General features: G+C 60.9%; 15 protein-coding genes. 9 read left to right on the top strand and 6 right to left on the bottom strand.

Annotated features, from left to right (window positions below; genetic code table 11):
• Positions 1–106 precede the first annotated feature (106 nt).
• Complete coding sequence (locus CAFEL_RS11045) at positions 107–316, bottom strand: winged helix-turn-helix domain-containing protein (protein WP_194559899.1); 210 nt, start codon at positions 314–316, stop codon at positions 107–109.
• Between the two features lie 6 nt (positions 317–322).
• Positions 323–754: an SdpI family protein gene (locus CAFEL_RS11040; protein WP_194560170.1), complete on the bottom strand. Its 432-nt coding sequence runs from the start codon at positions 752–754 to the stop codon at positions 323–325.
• 105 nt (positions 755–859) lie between these two features.
• Between CAFEL_RS11040 and CAFEL_RS11035 the strand changes: the two genes are divergently transcribed.
• The 3 genes from CAFEL_RS11035 to CAFEL_RS11025 all read left to right on the top strand — a co-directional run bounded on the left by CAFEL_RS11035 (position 860) and on the right by CAFEL_RS11025 (position 4,785).
• Positions 860–2,092, top strand: coding sequence for a dicarboxylate/amino acid:cation symporter (locus CAFEL_RS11035; RefSeq protein WP_194559898.1), 1,233 nt, complete (start codon positions 860–862; stop codon positions 2,090–2,092).
• Positions 2,093–2,314: 222 nt separating this feature from the next.
• On the top strand, positions 2,315–4,009 hold the full coding sequence (locus tag CAFEL_RS11030) for an ATP-binding protein (protein WP_290172053.1): 1,695 nt from the start codon (positions 2,315–2,317) through the stop codon (positions 4,007–4,009).
• Between the two features lie 68 nt (positions 4,010–4,077).
• Positions 4,078–4,785, top strand: a complete 708-nt coding sequence (locus CAFEL_RS11025) for a hypothetical protein (protein ID WP_194559896.1) — start codon at positions 4,078–4,080, stop codon at positions 4,783–4,785.
• A 64-nt stretch (positions 4,786–4,849) separates the two neighbouring features.
• Here the strand turns inward: CAFEL_RS11025 and CAFEL_RS11020 are convergent, their stop codons facing one another.
• The 3 genes from CAFEL_RS11020 to CAFEL_RS11010 all read right to left on the bottom strand — a co-directional run bounded on the left by CAFEL_RS11020 (position 4,850) and on the right by CAFEL_RS11010 (position 6,492).
• On the bottom strand, positions 4,850–5,275 hold the full coding sequence (locus CAFEL_RS11020; RefSeq protein ID WP_194559895.1) for a hypothetical protein: 426 nt from the start codon (positions 5,273–5,275) through the stop codon (positions 4,850–4,852).
• 193 nt (positions 5,276–5,468) lie between these two features.
• The gene (locus CAFEL_RS11015) at positions 5,469–5,885 is read right to left on the bottom strand and encodes a hypothetical protein (RefSeq protein ID WP_194559894.1); all 417 of its coding nucleotides are present in this window, start codon (positions 5,883–5,885) and stop codon (positions 5,469–5,471) included.
• Positions 5,886–6,045: 160 nt separating this feature from the next.
• Positions 6,046–6,492 (bottom strand): hypothetical protein, encoded by a 447-nt coding sequence (locus CAFEL_RS11010; RefSeq protein WP_194559893.1) that lies wholly within the window; start codon positions 6,490–6,492, stop codon positions 6,046–6,048.
• A gap of 105 nt (positions 6,493–6,597) precedes the next feature.
• On the opposite strand from CAFEL_RS11010, the gene CAFEL_RS11005 reads away from it, so the two are divergent.
• Positions 6,598–8,037, top strand: coding sequence for a DUF5129 domain-containing protein (locus CAFEL_RS11005; RefSeq protein WP_194559892.1), 1,440 nt, complete (start codon positions 6,598–6,600; stop codon positions 8,035–8,037).
• A gap of 338 nt (positions 8,038–8,375) precedes the next feature.
• Here the strand turns inward: CAFEL_RS11005 and CAFEL_RS11000 are convergent, their stop codons facing one another.
• Positions 8,376–9,233, bottom strand: coding sequence for a hypothetical protein (locus CAFEL_RS11000; RefSeq protein WP_194559891.1), 858 nt, complete (start codon positions 9,231–9,233; stop codon positions 8,376–8,378).
• A 195-nt stretch (positions 9,234–9,428) separates the two neighbouring features.
• Here CAFEL_RS11000 and CAFEL_RS10995 point away from each other — a divergent pair, with 195 nt between their 5' ends.
• The 5 genes from CAFEL_RS10995 (at position 9,429) to CAFEL_RS10975 (ending at position 19,840) form a co-directional block, all read left to right on the top strand.
• Positions 9,429–12,296: a DEAD/DEAH box helicase gene (locus CAFEL_RS10995; protein WP_194559890.1), complete on the top strand. Its 2,868-nt coding sequence runs from the start codon at positions 9,429–9,431 to the stop codon at positions 12,294–12,296.
• Positions 12,297–12,300: 4 nt separating this feature from the next.
• On the top strand, positions 12,301–16,878 hold the full coding sequence (locus tag CAFEL_RS10990; RefSeq protein WP_194559889.1) for an Eco57I restriction-modification methylase domain-containing protein: 4,578 nt from the start codon (positions 12,301–12,303) through the stop codon (positions 16,876–16,878).
• Positions 16,868–17,629, top strand: coding sequence for a hypothetical protein (locus CAFEL_RS10985; protein WP_194559888.1), 762 nt, complete (start codon positions 16,868–16,870; stop codon positions 17,627–17,629). The genes CAFEL_RS10990 and CAFEL_RS10985 overlap by 11 nt, the downstream gene beginning before the upstream one ends.
• Positions 17,630–17,836: 207 nt before the next feature.
• Entirely contained in the window at positions 17,837–18,808 is a 972-nt protein-coding gene (locus tag CAFEL_RS10980) for a hypothetical protein (RefSeq protein ID WP_228496311.1), read from the top strand.
• Positions 18,809–18,946: 138 nt separating this feature from the next.
• Positions 18,947–19,840: a hypothetical protein gene (locus CAFEL_RS10975; RefSeq protein ID WP_194559886.1), complete on the top strand. Its 894-nt coding sequence runs from the start codon at positions 18,947–18,949 to the stop codon at positions 19,838–19,840.
• Positions 19,841–19,994: the final 154 nt, after the last annotated feature.

Genomic DNA, 19,994 nt, shown 5'->3' with positions numbered 1-19,994 from the left:
GTGACTTCGAAGGGGGCGCGCCAGTTAGGCGAGCCACCACCAGTTCAAAGAAGTCATGTACGTCACAATTGACAACTATAGCGGAACCGGTATTCGACCGGGAATTTTATTCAGGAAGACGGTACTTTCCGCGCGGGGCTGAGGTGACCAGGCCGTCCACCTTCAAGCCGGTAATGGCGGCGTGGGTGGCAATCTCCGGGTTCGTGTGCGGGGCATTAACTAAGCCGCGGCGGACGATCTCGGCGGCGATGTCCTTGTACGCCATCGGCTCCCCCGCCTTGCGCAACACGGTCAGGATCGCTTCCTGCCAATTCATGGGCACCTACTTCTGGTCGTCGGCGTGGCCGGCGGCTCGTCGCAAAGCATCGATGTTTACTGCGGGCTTGGGCTCCTCCGCCTGCTTCTCACGCGCCTGCTCCACCGCCGCGGCCGCACGCGCGCCGAAGTTGCCGCCCAACGAGGCCGCGACAACCGCCGCCACCAGTGCCACCGCCGGCAGCACCCACATCCACCCGGAGGCGATGAAGGAAAAGGCAGCGCCGAACGCGAGCGCCACACCCGCCAACACCCAGAACGGGCCAGCGACCTTGTGGGCCTGGTCCCAAATCGCGCGGTCCTTGCGCACCGCCGGGACGTGCAGGCCGAACCACTTGTTGCCCGGCAGGTTGCCCACGGAGGCCATCGCGCCGGGGATGAGCAGAAGCAGGGTCAGCAGGATAAAGATAATGCCGACAACGACGTTGAGAGTGCTCATATTTTCAAACGGGCTCATAGCTCTCAAGCATACGGCGAGGGCAGACACGAAAGAAAAGCGCTCAAAAATGCAGTGTGCTGTATAATTACTGGCTACTCTGGACACATGAAAAGTAAGTTCTTAGGGTCGCTACTCTTCTGGGTAGTTGTCGCCATCATCCTCGGGTTCTTGTGCAGCCTGTTCTTCCCCGACTGGCTGGCCCGTGTCTTTGTCACCTTCAACGGACTGTTCTCCAACTTCCTCGGCTTCTTCGTCCCGGTGCTGATCTTCGCGCTCATCGCGCCCGCCATCGCGGGCCTGGGCCAGGGCGCCGGCAAGTGGCTGGGCATCACCGCGGGTGTGGCCTTCAGCTCCACCGTCATCTCCGGCCTGATCGCCTGGGGCACCGGCACCGCGCTGTACCCGAAGCTGCTGGCCGGCAAGGACTTGATCACCAACGTGGCCGACCCGGACGAGGGTGGCCTTACCCCCTACTTCACCGTGGAGATGCCGCCGCCGCTGGCGATTATGTCCTCGCTGCTGCTCGCCTTCGTGGTGGGCCTGGCCATGACAGCGGTGAAGTCCGACAATCTGTACAACGTGCTGCAAGAGCTCAACGACGTCGTGCTCAAGGTCGTGGTCACGTTCGTGATCCCGCTGCTGCCGCTGTATATCTTCGGCACCTTCCTGGGCCTGGGCATGAACGAGAACTTTGGCGACACCATGGCCGCCATGGGTGTGGTGCTCCTGCTGTCCGTGGTCATGACCGTGATCATCGTGCTGCTGCAGTACTTGGTAGCCGGCGCGGTCGCCGGCGTGAACCCGTTCAAGGCACTAAAGAACATGCTGCCGGCGTACTTCACCGCCCTGGGCACCTCATCGTCTGCCGCTACCATCCCGGTCACCTACGAGTCCACACTGAAAAACAACGTGGACGAGGACGTCGCCGGCTTCGTGGTCCCGCTATGCGCCACCATCCAGCTGTCCGGCTCGATGATGAAGATCATGCTCTACGCGCTGTCCATCGTGTACATGGCCAGCTTGGACGTCTCCGGCGGTGAGATCTTCGGCTTCATCCTCCTGCTGGGCATCATGATGATCGCGGCCCCGGGCGTGCCGGGCGGCGCCATCATGGCGGCTGCCGGCCTGCTGCAGTCCAACCTGGGCTTCGACGACTCGATGCTCTCGCTCATGATCGCGTCCTACATCGTGGTCGACTCCTTCGGCACCGCCGCCAACGTCACCGGCGACGGCGCGGTCGCGCTCATCGTGAACAAGTTCGCGTCGGGCAAGATCCACAAGCAGTCGCCTATCGACGAACCTTCGGCCGCCCCCGCCACCGGCTCCACCGCTGTGTAGCAGTCCCCTGCTACCGCGCTCAACCGCCCTCCGGGGCGGTTTTCTTTTTGCCATGTTTCACGTGAAACTATGGGCCGTCACTGTATTGAGAAGGGTCCTCACTGTAAAAATGAGCGCGTCACTGTATGAAGTGACGCGAAAAAGGGCTCTCACTGTAAAAAGTGACGGAGAAACGGGGCCTCACTGTAAGAAACGGGCTAAAGTGAGGGTATGAGTCAGCGCATGGATGACATCATGGCCCGGTTGCGACGGCAACGAAACGATGATCACTGCATTGAGGCGAAGTCTGGAACGGGGAAACTCGATACCGCGTTCTGGAAAGCGGTGAGCTCTTTTGCCAACTCCAAAGGCGGAGTAATCGTCCTCGGTATCCAGGAAAATCAACGTGACGGTAGCTTCACTCCGGCGCCGGGGTTTGACTCTGCCCGTATGAACGACCAACTCATTAGTGCGCTGCGCCAGGGGCAAGAGAAGCCTCCTGTGACACCCATCCCCCGTTTCGACATTGAGACTGACGAGGTCGATGGTTCTCCGGTGATTCTGGTGTGGGTCCATCCGATGCGGGGTGACGCACAATTGGGCCAGCAGATGCCCTGCTATGTCACAGCTCAAGGACTGCGGGATGGCGCGTACAAGAGGGTTTTGGATGGGGACCAGAGACTGTCTAGCTACGAAGTGTTTCAGCTCACGACGCTGTACACGCCAGACCTCTCGGAACTCTCACCCATTAGTGAGGCTGGCCTCGACGACTTAGATGGGCAAGCATGGAGGGGCCTAATCGAATCGCTGGAGAAACGCGGTTCTCGTATCCGCCTTGGGACGACCGGTGACGCTGATGTCCTGGAACGTCTCCACGTACTTGACGGCGCTGGCCTCCCAACTCTGGCTGGTGGTTTAGCTCTCGGACGCTACCCTCAACAATTTTTCCCGCAGTTGTTCATCGACGTGGCTGTGCACCCTTCACCAGAGAAGTCCGTCTCGGAAACCAGGTTTGTGGATCGAGCCCATTGCGACGGTCCCCTGCCGCTCGCGGTGGAGGACGCAATTAAGGCGGTAATGCGCAACCTTCGAACACGTTCAGTGGAAGTGGGATCGACCATGGTCGACGAGCCCGAGATTCCCGAGATCGCGTTACGCGAGGCGATTGTGAATGCGGTGATGCACAGGGATTACAGTCCCCAAGTTCAAGGTCGCCAAGTGCAGGTGGATGTGTACCCCGATCGAGTTGAGGTAAACAGTCCGGGTGGTTTGTGGAGTGACCGGACGGTGGACAACATCGATGAAAATCGTTCGGTGAGCCGTAACCCATCGCTCGCTAATCTTCTTAGCAACCTGCCCACTCCTTCAGGGTCGATGCGTGTGGCGGAGAATCAAGGGAGCGGCATCCAACGAATGCGTAAGGGTATGGAACGCTACGGTCTGCCTCAGCCACAATTCGATGCGAGGATTGGTGAATTCACCGTCACCTTGTATCGCTTCGGAATTCTCAATCCAGAGGTTTCGCAATGGCTGGCCTCCGTGGCGCCAGGAAGTACGCGAGAGGAGCAGATCGCTCTGGCTATCGCTCAAGGGCTTGGTGGTGTGTCGGTCAAGGAGCTGCGGGAACATATCGGGCTCGACAGTGATGATGCACGTGAGCTGCTGGGTGACCTGGCCGATCGCAATCTGCTCAGGGAAGGTAGCTCCAGCGACACTTTCGTCCTTGCAGTAGGCGAACCTGAAGTCGACGAAGCCGATCGAAGGCTGATTTCCTATCTCACGGAAGTTGGGGAAGCTGCAGCACGCGATATCGCGGACCATCTCGGAGTGAGTGTAAATTCCTTGCGCCCCAGGCTCCGAAACTTGGTTGACGCCGAGGAAATTGTCCCCACCGCACCACCGACGAGCAGGAACCGAAAGTACCGCCTTCCCGACTAGGTTTCACGTGAAACATCGCCGATCTCCGCACCACCCCTCGCCCTGCCCAATCGACTACTCTCTTGCGCATGCCCTTCGAGATCGTCACTACCCACTTCGTGGCACATGAGCGCGACCTCGAGGAGGCGTACGCGCTCTACCGGCAGCGCATTGAGACGAGTGGGGCTGTCATCTCAGCGGTTTCCCCTCGCCCCCACCCCATCGAGGACGAGTTCACCCTCTGGGACCTGCGCTGCCAGGCCGCGTACGACAACCTGCCCGCCCCGGATCAGATGCAGCTGTACGAGCTCAACGCGCTGGTGGATTTTGCCACCACCAACCGCGACAACGCCATCGAAAAATTCTTCTTCGAGGACCACGACGCACCGACGCACCTCCCTGCCAGCCTCGGCGGCCTGATGGACCTCACACTTCGCGACGAACCGCAGGGCACCCTGTCGCTGACCACCATCGTCTACCTCGGCTCGCCCGAGCACATGCTGCTGGCGCAGAAGCTTTTCGACGACACCGTGGCCGACCTCAACGCCGTCGCCTACCAGCCGTACGTGGCCCCGCTCGAGGGAACGGAGCATGCGGGGTTGGTCGGCCCGCTGTGGTTGAGGGATGCCACGTTAAACATCATCGGTAAGGGCGACGGGCACTTCTCCCCCGGCAAGGATGCGTGGGCGGGATGGTTGTTGACGTCGGATGGACCGGAGGACGTCGATAGGCAGTTGCACGAACGCATCGACGCCGACGCCGTGGTGATCACCCGCGCGGTGCAAGAGCCGTTCTAACTGCGAAAAAAGCACCGGCGCGGAGGAAGGGATACTCCGTGCCGGTGCCTTTCTCGTGTTGCGCTTACGGCGTCATCTGCGGGCTCAGCGGATCAACCTGCTCCGGAGCCTCTGCCCCACCCAGCGGGGAGTCGGTCATCTCTGCGCCGCCGAGGCCGGTGTCGCCGGATGCGGAGCCGCCCGCGGAGGAACCGCCGACGGAGGAGTCGCCGGACACGGCGCCGCCAGCGGAACCGTCAGACACGGAGCCGTCTGCGGAGGAGCCGCCGACCGAGGACCCGCCCGCGGAAGAGCCGCCGACCGAGGAACCGTCGGATGCGGAGCCGCCGGAGGAAGAGCCGCCGGAGACCGGGTCCTCCGAGGTGATGGCGTCGGACGGGTTGACCCCGGTGGTGTCGGTGTCACCGTCGCTGTCGTTGCAGGCGGTGAGGCCGGCGGTAGCCAGCACGAGTGCGGTAGCCGATGCGGCAATACGAGTGTTTGCGGACATAATTCTCCTTCTCGTGTCGGATTCATCCCGGGGTGTCTCGCCCGGATCACAAACTTTCTACGGGGCCTATCTGCGAAACCCTTGTGAGCGGAGGGAGAACTCTCGTACTGGTACGTAGCAGAACAATAACCCGGCCCCTACGCAGCAGGAACCGGGTTATTTCGGGTACGCGGCTAAGCCGGATGAACCCTATTTACATCGGTAGGCCCGGAATGGCCGGGAGGGAAAGACCCGGGATGGAGCCGGAGAACGCTGCTGCTGCGCCGAGCAGTGCAACGAGGGCGAGCGGCACGCCGATCAGGACGCCCAGTGCGGAGGAGCGGTACTCGCTGTCCTCGTGGGTCAGACCCTTGATGCAGACGCCGGAATCGGTGGAGCTGCCGACTCCAGCCTCTTCGCGGGACTCGTCAACAATCTTCTTGAGACGCTGCTTTTGCTCTGCGGTCGGAGCTTTGTCGATTTCCCCCTTGATCTCTTTCTGAGCCTTGAGGCACTTCTGGTACGCCTCGGAGGACCCAACCTTCTCATCGCCTTCAGCGGCAAAGGCCGGTGCGGTCAGAACGGACACGGACATGGTTGCTGCGAGGGCAGCGGAAGTGATGCGCTTCATGGTTTTCTCCTTATGTAGGTTGAGTTACCTGCAACGCAGTTAACACGTGTCCACGAAAAGCTTTCAAGCGATTCAGGGAAATGTGCCCAAACCGTGACACGAAAAAACGGCCCGCTCCCCTGAGTGGGGAACGGGCCGAGGATCGCTCAGGCGAGCCGAATTAGAACGGCAGGGCTGGGAGCTGAACACCCGGGATGGCGCCGGAGAATGCTGCTGCTGCGCCGAGCAGTGCAACGAGGGCAACCGGGACGCCGATCAGCAGGCCCAGGATGCCGGGCTTGGTGTCCGGGTTGTCGATGAGCTGCTGGATGCACTCGCCGGTGGCGTTGTTGGAGCTCTTCTCCTTGCCCGGCTCGGCCTTGTCGCCGTCCTTGCCAGCGGTGGCTTCCTTGCCCTTCTCGGCCTCAGCTTTCTTCTCCTCCTTGCACTTCTTGTACACCTCGGAGGAGCCGACCTTCTCGCCCGCAGCCTGGTCGCCCTCTGCCTGGGCGGAGCTGCCCTGGTTCTCCTTGGCCGGAGCGGTGTCAGCGTCGGCTGCGAATGCCGGAGCGGACAGAGCGGACAGGGACAGGGTTGCTGCGACGGCAGCGGTGGCGATGCGCTTCATGGCAATCTCCTGAATTAATTCGATGAAACCTGCCAGTTATCTGACACGTGTATGTGGGATATCGTGTCCTCGTCATGGAGCGTTACACCGAGTTACCCTGGGCACATGGGAATGATGAAGGAGATAGCAGCCATCTTCGGCGTCGCCGCGCTCGTCGGCCTGGGTGGGGCGGGTGCCGCATACTCCGCCATCGACGTCCCGGAGCGCGATCAATTCACCGTGCAGGCCGCCGGTGCGCCGAGCGCGACTATCGACGACCCCCAGGACGTCCTCACCCCCGAAGACGAGCAGCACCTCCAGCGCGACACCGCCAACATCAACGCGGCTGACGTGGTCACGGATTTCCACTACATGGTGTTCGAAACCAACCACGAAAACATCCTCGACGACGTTGAGGAGCTGCTGCGCTCGCAGTACCCCGAGCTGATCGACCAGTCCAAGGGCGAAAACGGCCGCCCGGCCGACGGCGTGCTCATCGTGGGCGTCGGCCTGGATCCGCGCCAGGCGTTCATTTACGGCGGCGACGACGTGACCGAGACCCTCATGCTCGACGACGACTCCTACCGCGAGTCGCTTCTCGACGCCATGAAGCCCGGCGTGAAGGAAGGCAACATTCCCTCGGGCCTGTTCCGCACGGCGAACTTGGCCATGGACGCGGACGGGCTTTCGGACCGGAAGTTCAACGACGCGAAAAACGACCGCGGCGGGGCGATCGCCGGCGCCGGCATGGGTGGGTTCGGCGCTGCCACCGCGGTTGGTGCGGGTGTGGTGGCGGTGCGCAGCAATCGTCGTAAGGCAATTGCGAAAGCCCGCGAGGACTACGAGCTTGTCACCCACGAGTACACCCGCCTCGCGGGCCGCCTGGACGAGGTGGATGTGCGGGCGAACTCGCTGTCGTCCGCATTTGCGGACGAGACGCTGCGCCGCCAGTGGGCCGAAGTGCGCGACCGCTTCCTAGGCATGAACGAGCTGGTGCACGGCGCGCAGGGGCTGAGCTCGATCAACATGGACGACGACAAGGACGTGTACAAGCACCGCAAGCAGCTTGCCGACGCCGCCGAGTCCGTGGACCACGTCTCCAACGCCGAGGACAACATCGACCGCCTATTCGGCGTCGAACACGGCGACCCAGCCACGCGCCGGGCGGACCTGAGCACCATCCGCGAGGACGTGCTTCGCGCCCGCAGCGAGGTGAAAGATTCCGGGCTGCGCCGCGAGCTGGACCTGCTGATGCAGCGCATCGAGGCGCTGGACGCCAACCCCTCCTCCCCCACGTACTTGGACGAGTTCGTGCGCGTGCTGGGCGATTACCGAGTGATCCTGGACCAAGTGAAGAAGAAGCAGTTCAGCGACGTCAAGGAGCGCGAGAAGCTCACCGCGCCGGCGGTCTACGAATCCGGGTTCTGGTACGGCGGGTACGTCCCGTACGTGCACATGCACGCCTGGCACGAGTCCAACGTGAAGGCGGATCAGGCGGCGCAATCGAGCAGCAGCTCCGTGTCTTCCTCGGGATTTAGCGCCGGGGGTGGCAGCTCCAGCTTCTAAAAGAGTGATTTGCCCCACTTTTTGAATTTTAACTTTCCTTTAATCAATCCGTGTTTATACTTAGACACGGAGAAATTCGAAGCGCGGCCCGCCACCTAAGAACACGAGGTGGCGGGCCACTCCTTTATGCGGGTGTCCTGTTAAAAACGCCTAAGCATAGCGGAAACCCCTCCGCCTGCTCGCACTCTAAATGGGGGGGTGGGTGAGTGCTCAACCGGTCTCGGGGGGGTGGACCGTGGGCGGAGGGGCCCAAAAGCGAATATAGACTATCGCCCCCAGTGTGTCTACACGAAGCGTAAAAAAGTTTTTCGGTGCAGGTGGGAGGGGGTCTTTTCGCGCTATTTGATTGAGGGCAGCGCAATTGGGAGGGTTACTCCCCACTGCGGCACAAACGCGGCTGCACCTACGACGGCGATGAGCAACACCAACACGACCCCGGCGGCGATGCCAGCTTTGGTCTGCGCTTCGGTCTCTTCAGCTTGGCGCTCCTTTACCAAGGCTTCGACCTTGGCGCCTGCCTCAGACCACTGCTTGGCGTACGTGCGCTTGGCGGTATCTGGATCGGGATACTTTGCCTGCAGTTCCGTGAGCGCCTCGAGCTTCTGATCCTCCACCGCCTTAACCGGGTCGTACTCCTTCTGAGCGCGGGCCTGTTCAGCCTCGGCCGCCTTGACGGCCTTCAGCGCGTCTTTGTGGTTGCGCTTTGCGGCGGCCAGCCCCTTCTTTGCGTCTCCGATCGCTACCTGGTTTTCCATTACGGCACTTGCCGGTCCTGTCGAATCCAGTTGGTTCGCGTACTCCGTCAGGCGCTGGACCTCATCCTCCCAAGCGGAGACATCTTCTTCGGCCTGCTTGGCCTTGTATTGCGCCCATTGGGTCTCCTGGCGGGCGGTGCGAAGCTCGTACTCGAAGGAGCGTGCCTTGTGTTGTGCTTCGAAGTACGCGTCTTGCGCCTCTTGCTGCTCCTTCTCGGCCTGCTTGGCCGCTTGCAGCTTCTGCTCCACGTCCTTGAACTGTTTCAGTGCTTTGTCGTAGCGAGCTTGCCACTGCGCAGTGGGCTCGGTCAGCGAGGATCCGGATTCCGGGACCGTGGTGACCGGAACAACTGTGAATGGCTGGGCAGAAGCACCCGTGGGAGTGACGGCGGCAAACGTGAGGGCGGTCGCCGTCAGTCCAGCGATGATGCGGTTTCGCATGTGGGAAATGCCTTTCGGTGAAACGGGAAACAGACAAGATGAACTTAATCCGTCGCAATGAAGGAAAGCGCAGTTTCATGCAATGTCAGCAAACAACGACCGTTTCACGTGAAACACCCCTCAATCAACCCCCACTCAAACACCCGTCCGATATAAACCTCCCCCGCATCACGCGCGCCGGATAACCTGCCTAGTATGTCTTCTCCCACGCAGGAAGCAGCGCAGGAAGCGCGCACCGACAACGCGGCGAACTCCATCGCCTACGCGCCGGGCCTCATGGTCAAGGTCCGCGACGAGCTGTGGCTGATCACCAGCGTCACCCAGTCCGTGGACGGGTACCTGCTCAAGGTCCGCGGCCTGTCGGATTACGTGCGCGACACCACAGCGAGCTTCTACACCGCCATCGATGACGTGGAGGTCTTTGATCCCGCCAAGGTGGAGGTCGTCCCGGACCGCTCCCCCGGCTACCGCACAACTCGCCTGTGGCTGGAGACCACCCTGCGCCAAACCCCGGTGCCCCTCTACCAGGAGCAGCTGTCGGTGGCGGATCAGATGCTCATGGATCCGCTGGACTATCAGCTCACCGCCGTACGCAAGGCGCTTTCCGACGACAACCTCCGCCCCCGTGTCCTCATCGCCGATGCCGTCGGCCTGGGCAAGACGCTCGAGATCGGCATGATCCTCTCAGAGCTGATCCGTCGGGGCCGCGGCGAGCGCATCCTGGTGGTCACGCCGAAGCACATCATGGAGCAGTTCCAGCAGGAACTGTGGTCCCGCTTCGCCATCCCGCTTGTGCGCCTGGACTCCACCGGCATCCAGCGGGTGCGCCAGATGCTGCCGGCCAGCCGCAACCCGTTTACGTACTTTCCCCGTGTGATCGTGTCCATGGACACGCTGAAGAGCCCGAAGTACCGCGCTCAGTTGGAGAAGGTGCGTTGGGATGCGGTGGTGATCGATGAGATCCACAACGCCACCAACGTGGGCACCCAGAACAACGAGCTTGCCCGCACCCTCGCCCCTACCACCGAGGCGCTGCTGCTGGCCTCCGCCACTCCGCACAACGGCGACCCGGAGAGCTTCAAAGAGATCCTGCGCCTGCTCGATCCCACGGCGGTGCTGCCCAACGGGGAGATCGACAAAGACGCAGTGTCCCGCCTGCTCATCCGCCGCCACCGCCACAGCGACGAGGTGGCCAGTGTGGTCGGCGAGCAGTGGGCGGAGCGCAAGGAGCCGAAAAACATTCCGGTGGAAGCCTCCGCGGAGGAAAACGCCGTCGCAGGCGAGCTGGAGCAGACCTGGATCCACACGAACGCCAACCCGGCGAAGGACCGCCTGTTCCCCTGGACGTTGGTGAAGGCCTTCCTCTCCTCCCCCGCCGCTCTCGGCGAGACCATCGACAACCGCCTCAAGCGCGTCCCAGAATCTGATACCAACCAGCGTCAGGCTCTGGAGCGTCTCCAAGCACTCAACGCCAAGGTCACTCGTCAGAACTCCAACAAGTACGCCGCGTTGGTGAACTACCTCCAGGAGATCGGCGTGGGCAAGGGCAAGAAAACCCGCGCGGTGGTCTTCTCGGAGCGCGTGGCCACGCTGCATTGGCTCAAGGAGCACCTGACGAAGGATCTGAAGATGCCGGCCGGGTCGGTGGAGGTCATGCACGGCGGGCTCTCGGACGAGGAGCAGATGCGGCTTGTAGACGAGTTCAAGCGCGAGGACTCCAAGCTGCGCATCCTGGTCACGGGCGACGTGGCGTCTGAAGGCGTGAACCTGCACACGCTGTGCCACAACCTGGTCCACTACGACATCCCGTGGTCGCTGATCCGCATCCAGCAGCGCAACGGCCGCGTGGACCGCTACGGGCAAACGGAGCCCCCGCAGATCGCGGCGCTCCTGCTGGACACGAAGCAGGGCGGCTACGTGGGCGAGCTGCATGTGCTGACCAAGCTGATCAACCGTGAGAACGAGGCGCATGCGCTGCTTGGAGACGTCGGCTCGCTCATCGGCAAGCACACCGTCAACGGCGAGGAAGAGGAGATCCGCAAGGTCATTCAAAACCAGGCCGGCTTCGACGAGGTGGTGAAGACGCCGGAGCAGATCGCCAACACCGACGCAGAGTCGGAGGAGGACCTCATCGACTTCTGGTTGTCGGGCTTTGGGCTTAGCGACGACCCTTCGGAAAGCCCCGCTTCCGACCCAAGTGCCCCGCACACGACCAGCCTGTACGCCTCGGAGATCAGCTACCTCGAGGACGCCTTAAAAGAGGCCTTCTACGGCGCCCCGGAAAAACCCCTCGGCGCCAACGGTGTCGCCTACGAGCTGGGCAACAACGGCGTGGCCGAGCTCGCCCCGCCCGAGGACCTGCGCCGCCGCCTGGACATCCTGCCGCAGGACTACCTGGCAGACCGCAAGGTCCGCGAGAAGTTCCTGCTGGCCACCAACACCGCGGTGGGCAACGAGATCCTTCGCAACGCCCGCACGGGCCAGGACGGCTCCACGTGGCCCAAGGCGCACTTTTTGGGCCCGCTGCACCCGGTGACGGACTGGGCCGCCGACCGCGCTCTGGCATCCCTGTCCGCCGGTCAGATCACCGCTATCGCGGGCGAGGTGGACATGCCCACCGTGCTGCTCATGGCAACCCTGACTAACAAGCGCGGCCAGGTGGTCTCCCGCGCGTTTGTCACCGTTGCCGGCGGCATGCTGCCCAAGACCATCGAGGACCCGGTGGCCTGGCTGCGCGGCATCGGTCTGACGGAAAACGCCATCAACCCGGAGACGCTCACTCTGCCCGACAACGCGCAAGAGCTCGTCGCAAAGTCTGTGGAGATCGCCGGCAACCAGCTCCAGCCGATGATGGCCGCCGCCCGCAACCACGCAACCAGCCGCATTGGGTACTGGATCGACCGCGCGGACCACTGGCAGCACGCCAAAGACGACAGCCAGACAGTGCTGCGCGCAGGCCGCTCCGCGAACCTCATCGCCGAGGAGCGTGCGCTGATCGCCTCGCTTGAACCAGACCGTGAACTTATCCGCCCGCTCGTCCTCGTCCTGCCGAAGGAGCAGTAGATCAATGGCTACCTACGACTCAATCATCAACGTCGATGAGTGGATCAGCGACCACTACTTCACCACCGATGAGACCAAGGGCGAATCCTTCACCAAACGCGTGAAAAACCGCACCAAGGAGTGGGCACAGTTGGAGGAGGAATCCAACTCCCCCTCCCCCATCAAGCGCTTCCAAGCCGCGCGCGGTGAGCTACAGCAAGCCTTTGCGACGCAATCGCCTACCGACGCCCTGGTGCGCACCGCATTCAGCTACGGCGCACCCACAGCGCAGACCTACACCCGCGCAGGCGAGAAATTCACCTACCAGGGCTGGGTGGGCAACGCCGGCACCCTGGTGGTGATCAGCGTCAAGCCGAACGAAAACACCACCGAGGAAGACCTGACCACACTCCGGGTCACCGGCGGGCTCGCCGCCGAGGGCAAGGAGCCCGAGAAAGTGAAGGTGTCCAAGCTCGTCGGTGACTTGTTCCTCGCCGCCGAACCACCGGCGTTCATCGTGGTACTCGCTGGCGCGTGGGCAGTCGTTGCCGAACGCGAGTCCTGGCCACTGGGCCGCTACCTCGCCGTGAACCTGCAGCTTGCGGTCGAACGCAACGACACCAAGAAAGCCGGGGAGCTCGAGCGCGTCGCGGTGATCCTCGCGCGTGAGAACCTCGAGCGCGCCGCGGATGGCACCACCTGGTGGGCCGAGACCCGCGAGGAATCCCAGCAGCACGCCGTGAAGGTCTCCGGCGACCTGCGCGACGCGGTGCGCGAGTCTATCGAGATCATCGGCAACGACGTTCTCGACCGCCGCCGGGAGCAAAACCTGCCCATCGACGGCGTCGACGGCAATGAGCTCGCGCACCAGTCCCTGCGCTACCTCTACCGGATCCTCTTCCTCCTGTTCGCCGAAGCCTCTCCGGAGCTGGCCATCCTGCCCACCGGCGCACCGGAGTACGTGGAGGGCTACGGCCTGGACCGCCTCCGCGACCAGATCCTCAACCCGCCCGTAACCGACAAGGCGCGCCGGGGCACCCACCTGTACGACTCCTTGCAGCTGCTATTCACCCAGGTCAACGACGGACACGACCCACACGAAGTCGCTGATGCCGACGAGGATGCGCAGAACGAGGGCCTGACCTTCCGCAACCTGGAGGCGGACCTGTTCAAGCGTGAAGCCACCTCGCTCATCGACGAAGTGAAGCTCTCCAACGACGCACTCACCCGCGTCCTGCAGAACCTGCTGCTGTCGAAGGTTTCCGCCGGCAAAGACCGCGGCTTTATCTCGTACGCCACCCTGGGTGTGACCGAACTCGGCCAGGTCTACGAGGGCCTGATGTCCTACCACGGCTTCATCGCCCAGGAAGACCTCTACGAGGTCGCACCGAAGGGCGACGCCTCCAAGGGCTCCTGGGTGCTTCCCACCCACGCCGCGGACTCCGTCCCGCAGGACAGCTTTGTCATGGAGACCAAGCAGATGGAGGAAGGCGGCACCGCCAAGACCCGCCGTCTCCACCCGGAGGGATCTTTCGTATTCCGCCAGTCCAGCCGCGACCGCGAGCGCTCCGCGTCTTTCTACACCCCGCAGGTGCTCACCGAGTTCACCGTCGGCCAGGCCATCGAGGTGCTCCAGGAAGAAGGGCGCATCGAAACATCTGACGGCGTCCTCAGCCTCACCATCTGCGAGCCCGCCATGGGCTCCGGCGCCTTCGCTGTGGAAGCCGTCCGCCAGCTTGCGGAGCTGTACCTGAAGCTGCGCGAAGACGAGTTGGACACCCAAGTCGACCCCGAGACCCGCGCCGTCGAGCTGCAGAAGGTCAAGGCCCACATTGCCCTGCACCAGGTCTACGGCGTGGACTTGAACCCCACCGCGGTGGAGCTCGCCGAGATCTCCCTCTGGCTGGACACCATGACCAGCCAGCTCAAGGCCCCCTGGTTCGGCCTGCACTTGCGCCGCGGCAACTCTCTTATCGGCGCGCTGCGCTCTACTTACTCCACCGCGCAGCTGAAAAAGCGCGAGTGGCTGAACTCCGTGCCGCGCCGGGAGCCGGTGGAGAACCTGGCCAAGGCTATCGATGCCGGCGAGACCCGCGACCTCAACGCCGCCGGCCGCATCCACCAGTTCCTGCTCCCCTCCTCTACCTGGGGAGCTGCGGCGGACGCGAAGGACCTGAAGAAACTGGCTGCCGACGAAATCAAAGCCATGAAGGCGTGGAGACGTTCCGTCACCGGCAAGGCCCCCACCAAGGAGCAGGCGAAGAAGCTGACCAACCTGGCCGCGCGCGTGGAGTCCCTGTGGGCGATCACGCTTTCCAAGATGCGCATCGCGGAAGACCAGATCCGCCGCGACATTGATCTGTGGGGCCGCGAGACCGAGCACACCGGGAAGAATGTGCGCCGCGAGCAGATTGAGCAGGAGCTGCTTCACGACGCCGAAGGTGCTTACCTGCGCCTCCGCCTGGCCATGGACGCCTGGAACGCCCTGACCTTCTGGCCTCTGACGGAGGTAGAGGCACTCCCCGACCTTGACGAGTGGATCGCCACGCTTACGGGCCTCCTCGGCGTAGACACCCAAGCCCGCGACGCCAGCCAGATCCGCTTGGCCAGCGCTACCGACTGGGACGAGCTTGTCCAGCTCGAGCGCACCGAGATCGGCCTTTCCGGCGCCCGAAAGATCGAGACCGTGCTGGAGAACCACCCGTGGCTTAGCGTGGTGCAGTCAGTCGCCGCCGACCAGGGCTTCTTCCACTGGGACCTGGACTTCGCCGCCGTCTTCGCTCGCGGTGGCTTCGACCTGCAGGTGGGTAACCCGCCGTGGGTGCGGCCGCGTACGGACTTGGATGCGCTCTATTCCGAGGGTGACCCGTGGTTCTCACTGGCACACAAGCCCACGCAAGCAGCGAAGAAAGCGCGCCGGGAACAGTGGAACGATGATGGGCCGACTCGCGAAGTCGTGTACCGAGGCCTCGGCGAGTCAGTAGCGACATCTGCGGTGTTGACCGATGTGACCCGATATCCGCACCTCACTGGTCAGCAGCCAGATCTCTACCGTGGATTCATGGAACGCACCTGGGGAAATACTTCGTCAGAAGGCGTTATCTCGCTCATTCACCCGGAGTCCCATTTCACAGAGAAGAAGGCTGCTCCTCTGCGTCGAGGCGCATATCTGCGGTTGAGGCGTCACTGGCAGTTCATTAACGAGCTGGTGCTTTTCGACATTGATCACCACAACGCGTACGGAGTTCACACATACGGGCCGCAAAGAAAGTCGCCGAACTTTGCACATGCGGCCTCCCTGTACCACCCTTCCACCGTGCAGGAGTCGCTCTCCCATAATGGAGCTGGAAGTTTGCCGGGCTTGAAGGACGACAGTGCAAATTGGGATCTGCGTCCCCACCGTGATCGCATCCAAACTGTCGACGAGAACGTGCTCAAAGTGTGGCACTCGATCCTAGAAGATGACTCGGTGCCATTCATCGAGTCTCGAATGGTGTACACCGTCAACACTGAAGCAGCAGCTGTTCTGGAAAAGCTAGCCGCAGCACCACGTATTCGGGAACTTAGCCTCCAGTTTTCAGCGGGTTGGCACGAGACTGCTGACAAGAAAGCCGGTTATTTCGATACGGGTTGGGCCCACCCAGCTTCTTGGGACGACGTCATCCTTCAGGGCCCACACCTCGGCGTATCTACGCCGATGATTAAGCAACCCAACCCGACCCTCAAACATAACCAAGACTGGTCCGAGGTCGATCTCGAAGCCATACCCGCTGACTTTATCCCGGCAACGGCATACCAGCCTGACCGAGAACACCAGCCTGATTATGACCAGGCATACACGCATTGGGAATGTCGCGGGGCCTCCGAATCGTCCGCTGGCTTCTATAGGATCGCTTGGCGTCTCATGGCGGCAACAACCGGCTTCAGAACGCTTTATCCTGCCGTTCTACCTCCCGGGGTAGCTCACACTAATGGCGTAATGAGTGCGGGTAGTGATTTCCTCGAGAGAACGCTGATAGCTGGTGCTAGCGCTTCGAGCATTCTGATTGACTTTATGCTGCGTGCCACCGGCAAAGCGAACATCGTCGCCGGCGATTTCATCTCTTTGGCGTTCGCCGACGGCGCTCTTAACGATGAACAGATTCAGCTCTACCTCCGCCTCAACTGCCTCACCGAGGCCTATGCGCCGTTGTGGGAGGAGGTTGTGGGGGAACCTTGGGGCGTCGATACGCCTTTGCGTAAGGATGAGGAGCGGCGTGCTGCGCAGGTGGAGATTGATGCGATTGTGGCGTTGTCGTTGGGTGTGACGGCGGATGAGTTGTGCATGATTTTCCGGACGCAGTTTCCGGTGATGCGGCGTTATGACCAGGAGGATCGGTTTGATGCGAATGGTCGGAAGGTGCCGAAGGAGATTGTGAAGGCTGACGCGAAGTTGAAGGACGGCGCGGAGTTGTCGGTGGCGGATCGGACGTGGATGCATCCGCAGTCCGGTGTGGAGTACGTCTACGAGTATCCCTTTAGGCAGCTGGACCGGGAGGCGGATATGCGGGAGGCGTATGCACGGTTTGAGGGGACTAAGGCAGGGGTTGAAAATGTTCGATGAGTTAGGCGGTGAAGTGGCGTCGTTCGTGCTTGGCGTGGCTCTCACGAAGGCATCGCAAGTTGCTAGGAATTTACGCGCAAGGCAATCAAGAGAATGGCCAGTGGCTGTCCACGTGGAGGATGATCTCGAAATAATCTTCGCGAATACCCCACCTTGGATTAGTGCGCCAACCTTTTTACCAGGGATCGAAGTCTTAGGTCCGGACTCTCCTCACGATCTCCATCCTCCTACTTCTGATCCGCTTGGACTGGCGATGTGGGCACGGAACGAGCTCGGAGGTATACCCGCCGGAAATAGCGTGATGGAAATGACAGTCCGCTCGAAAAGCCCTGTGGAAGTAGTGTTTGATCGGGTTTCGGTTAAAGCCGAGCAGTTCTCCCCAGGTCCGGGCGTAGTCATTAATCAGCCAGTGGGTGGCGCTAGTCTTGAATTCAGGCGATTTGAGATCGGACTGTGGGATTTCGCCTCAAGCGCAAGAGCAGTGCAGCCAGGTGGACAAACGTTGGTGGAACATGCTGCCACTATTCGGCCTGGCGATCCCCTGAGACTTCAACTGCAAACCGGTTTTGAGAATCACGACGATGATGCGTATGCGTACCGGTGGAAGGCAAGCCTTCACATGCTTGTTGCCGGAAAGCGAAAGACAATCCACCTTCCGAGACAAAAGGATCAGCGATTTGAGCTCATTAACCAGCGAGTTTATCCCCAATACACATACTTCCCGACCGATGGGTTCAGACGTTTCGGTTGACAAAGCTTACTGGAAGGTTCTGGAGGCCGAGTCGGGGCCTTTCAAGTCCATTGCCGGAAATCCACCTGGAAACGAATAACAGATTCTTCATCGCGGGGATGGGCAGGCGCCCGAGAGACAAATGGATTATCGGCAGTAAAGAGTTGGGACCAGCTATAAGGTCTTTGGAACGAAGGAGCTTCCTTGAAATTTAGACGCCGAACTCTTATGGAGCTGTCCGACCTTGTTGTCGGAAATTCGCCAGCTAACGGCGAATCTTACTTTCCCTACCGCTCCAGTTCTTACATCACAGAGTTCTTCGAGGATTTGGGTACTAATTATGTGCATGACGGAACGACACGTAACCGATGGGTGGCGGACGTTATAGCGGATATTCTTTCCCAGCCTGGTGAAATCGAAGATATGCCACCTCAAACCTTCTGTCGCCTCATTGAACAGCTCATGAATCCCGCTGATGCACTCAACGAAGGCCCCGATCGTCCTAACGCGCTTTCCAAGCTAAATATGGTGCTTAATCGCGAAGGTTTGGAGGTCTACTGCGAAGCTGGCCGTCACACCCTCCGAAAGATAGGAGCGAACAGACTTACAAGTACATCGTTAAATCCTTATCGGCCGCTAACGGCTGAAGAAAACAAAAAACGGCAGAAACTGGATCAGTATCTAGATCGTTGCAGCGAGGATGAACTAATTGGAGATGTACTGATACCACTCTTCAAACAGCTGGGGTTTGAACGCATCATGGAAGCTGGGCATTCGGACAAAGCTCTTGAGTATGGAAAAGACGTGTGGATGCGTTACATACTTCCAACAAAACACGTACTGTACTTCGGCCTCCAAGCGAAGCGAGGCAAGATTGACTCATCTGGACGCACTAAGACAGGCAGTGCGAATATTGCCGAGATTCACAATCAAGCTGTGATGATGCTGGCACATCCAATCTTTGATCCGGAGCTGAATCGCAGGGTTCTGGTGGATCACGCGTTCATTGTTTCAGGCGGGAAAATCACAAAGCAAGCGCGGCAATGGTTGGGTGAGGCACTTGATGCATCTAAACGAAGCCAAATTATTTTCATGGATCGAGATGACATTCTTAACCTCTACACCGTATCTGAAATGGCATTGCCGACGAAAGCTGTGAAAGAAGACTCGCTCAGGTCCTTAGACGATCCACCGTTCTGATCTCCTCGGTGGGCTGAGTCCCTTAACCGGGGTAAACGGTGTCCAGTTACGAACCCGGAGGGGCCGAACATCCTTTCTGAAGCTGGTCGTAGCTATCTGCTGCAAGTCCTAATGTAAGTCGTGCATTGTTTCCCGAAATTGAAAGTAAAGAAGATGAAACGAGTCTTCGGTGCCGTTCTTGTGGCAAGTTTCCTGTTCGCCGGTTGTTCTACTTCGTCCGAGGATGAAGGGACACCAACCAGTGAACAGCCCTCGCAAACGACTGAAGCGGAGAAGAAGTTCGCTCAAGTCGGAGATACGATCCCGGTTGACTGCCAAGGAAATAATTGCGGAGGCGAGCTGGTAGTTGAAGAAATCCAGCTCGGTGGGGATTGCAAGACGCGCTTGGTGGAAGAAGCTATTCCGGACGGTTTCCAGCTGGTGCAGATTACCGGTGTTCTTACCGCTGTTGAAGAAATCAAGGACAGCACTGGCGCGGAAATTGGTGTGAGGCAGGAGGTCCCAGAGGCGTGGGATTCGGAGCAGTTTAAATCCACCGCCGAGTGGGGCGGTGGTTGCGGAGTCCCACAGGGGTACGAGCAGTGGTCCGCTACTCCCGCGAGGGTTGGCGAAAAGGTTCGCAGCTACGGCACGTTCCTGATCTCAGATGATGCGCAGGTGCTCGGTATTGCCAACTCCAAGTTTGACCTCAAGGAGATAACCCCAGCGCCAGAGGAATCGACGAGTTCTGGGGCGCCGTCTGCAATTGCAAGCCCGGCCGAGGCGGCCGAGCAGGCCTCGGCGGTGGAACCAGAAACCCCGGTCTACGAGGCTCCTGCTGAAGCGGAAGCCCCCGTCCAAGCTCCTGCCCCGGCGCCACAGGAAGCGGAGCCAGTGATCGGCTACACCGAAGCGCCGGGGCAGGTGGAACCGCAAGTGATGGAGAAGCAGATCGCCTCCTGTGGGGATCCGAGCATTCACCAGACGGGCACCACGTTCTTCACTGATGGCACTACCGGCTGGACGGAGAATTGTGCAGCCCAAATGATGTAGAGAACTAGTTTGTCGATGTGGGCTGACCCCTGCACCTTTCTCGGTGTGTCTAAGGGCACACGATAAGATCTCCGAGGCTTAAGTCAACTTCCGGTGTGCGGTTCCGCACGCCGGGTGGGCTTTAGCGGCCCCACAAGAGTTTGAGAAAGACAGG

This window comes from Corynebacterium afermentans subsp. lipophilum (genome assembly GCF_030408375.1).
GTDB classification, from domain to species: domain Bacteria; phylum Actinomycetota; class Actinomycetes; order Mycobacteriales; family Mycobacteriaceae; genus Corynebacterium; species Corynebacterium lipophilum.
The sequence above is the reverse complement of the archived record's forward strand: the minus strand, read 5'-3'. Positions and strand labels throughout refer to the sequence as shown.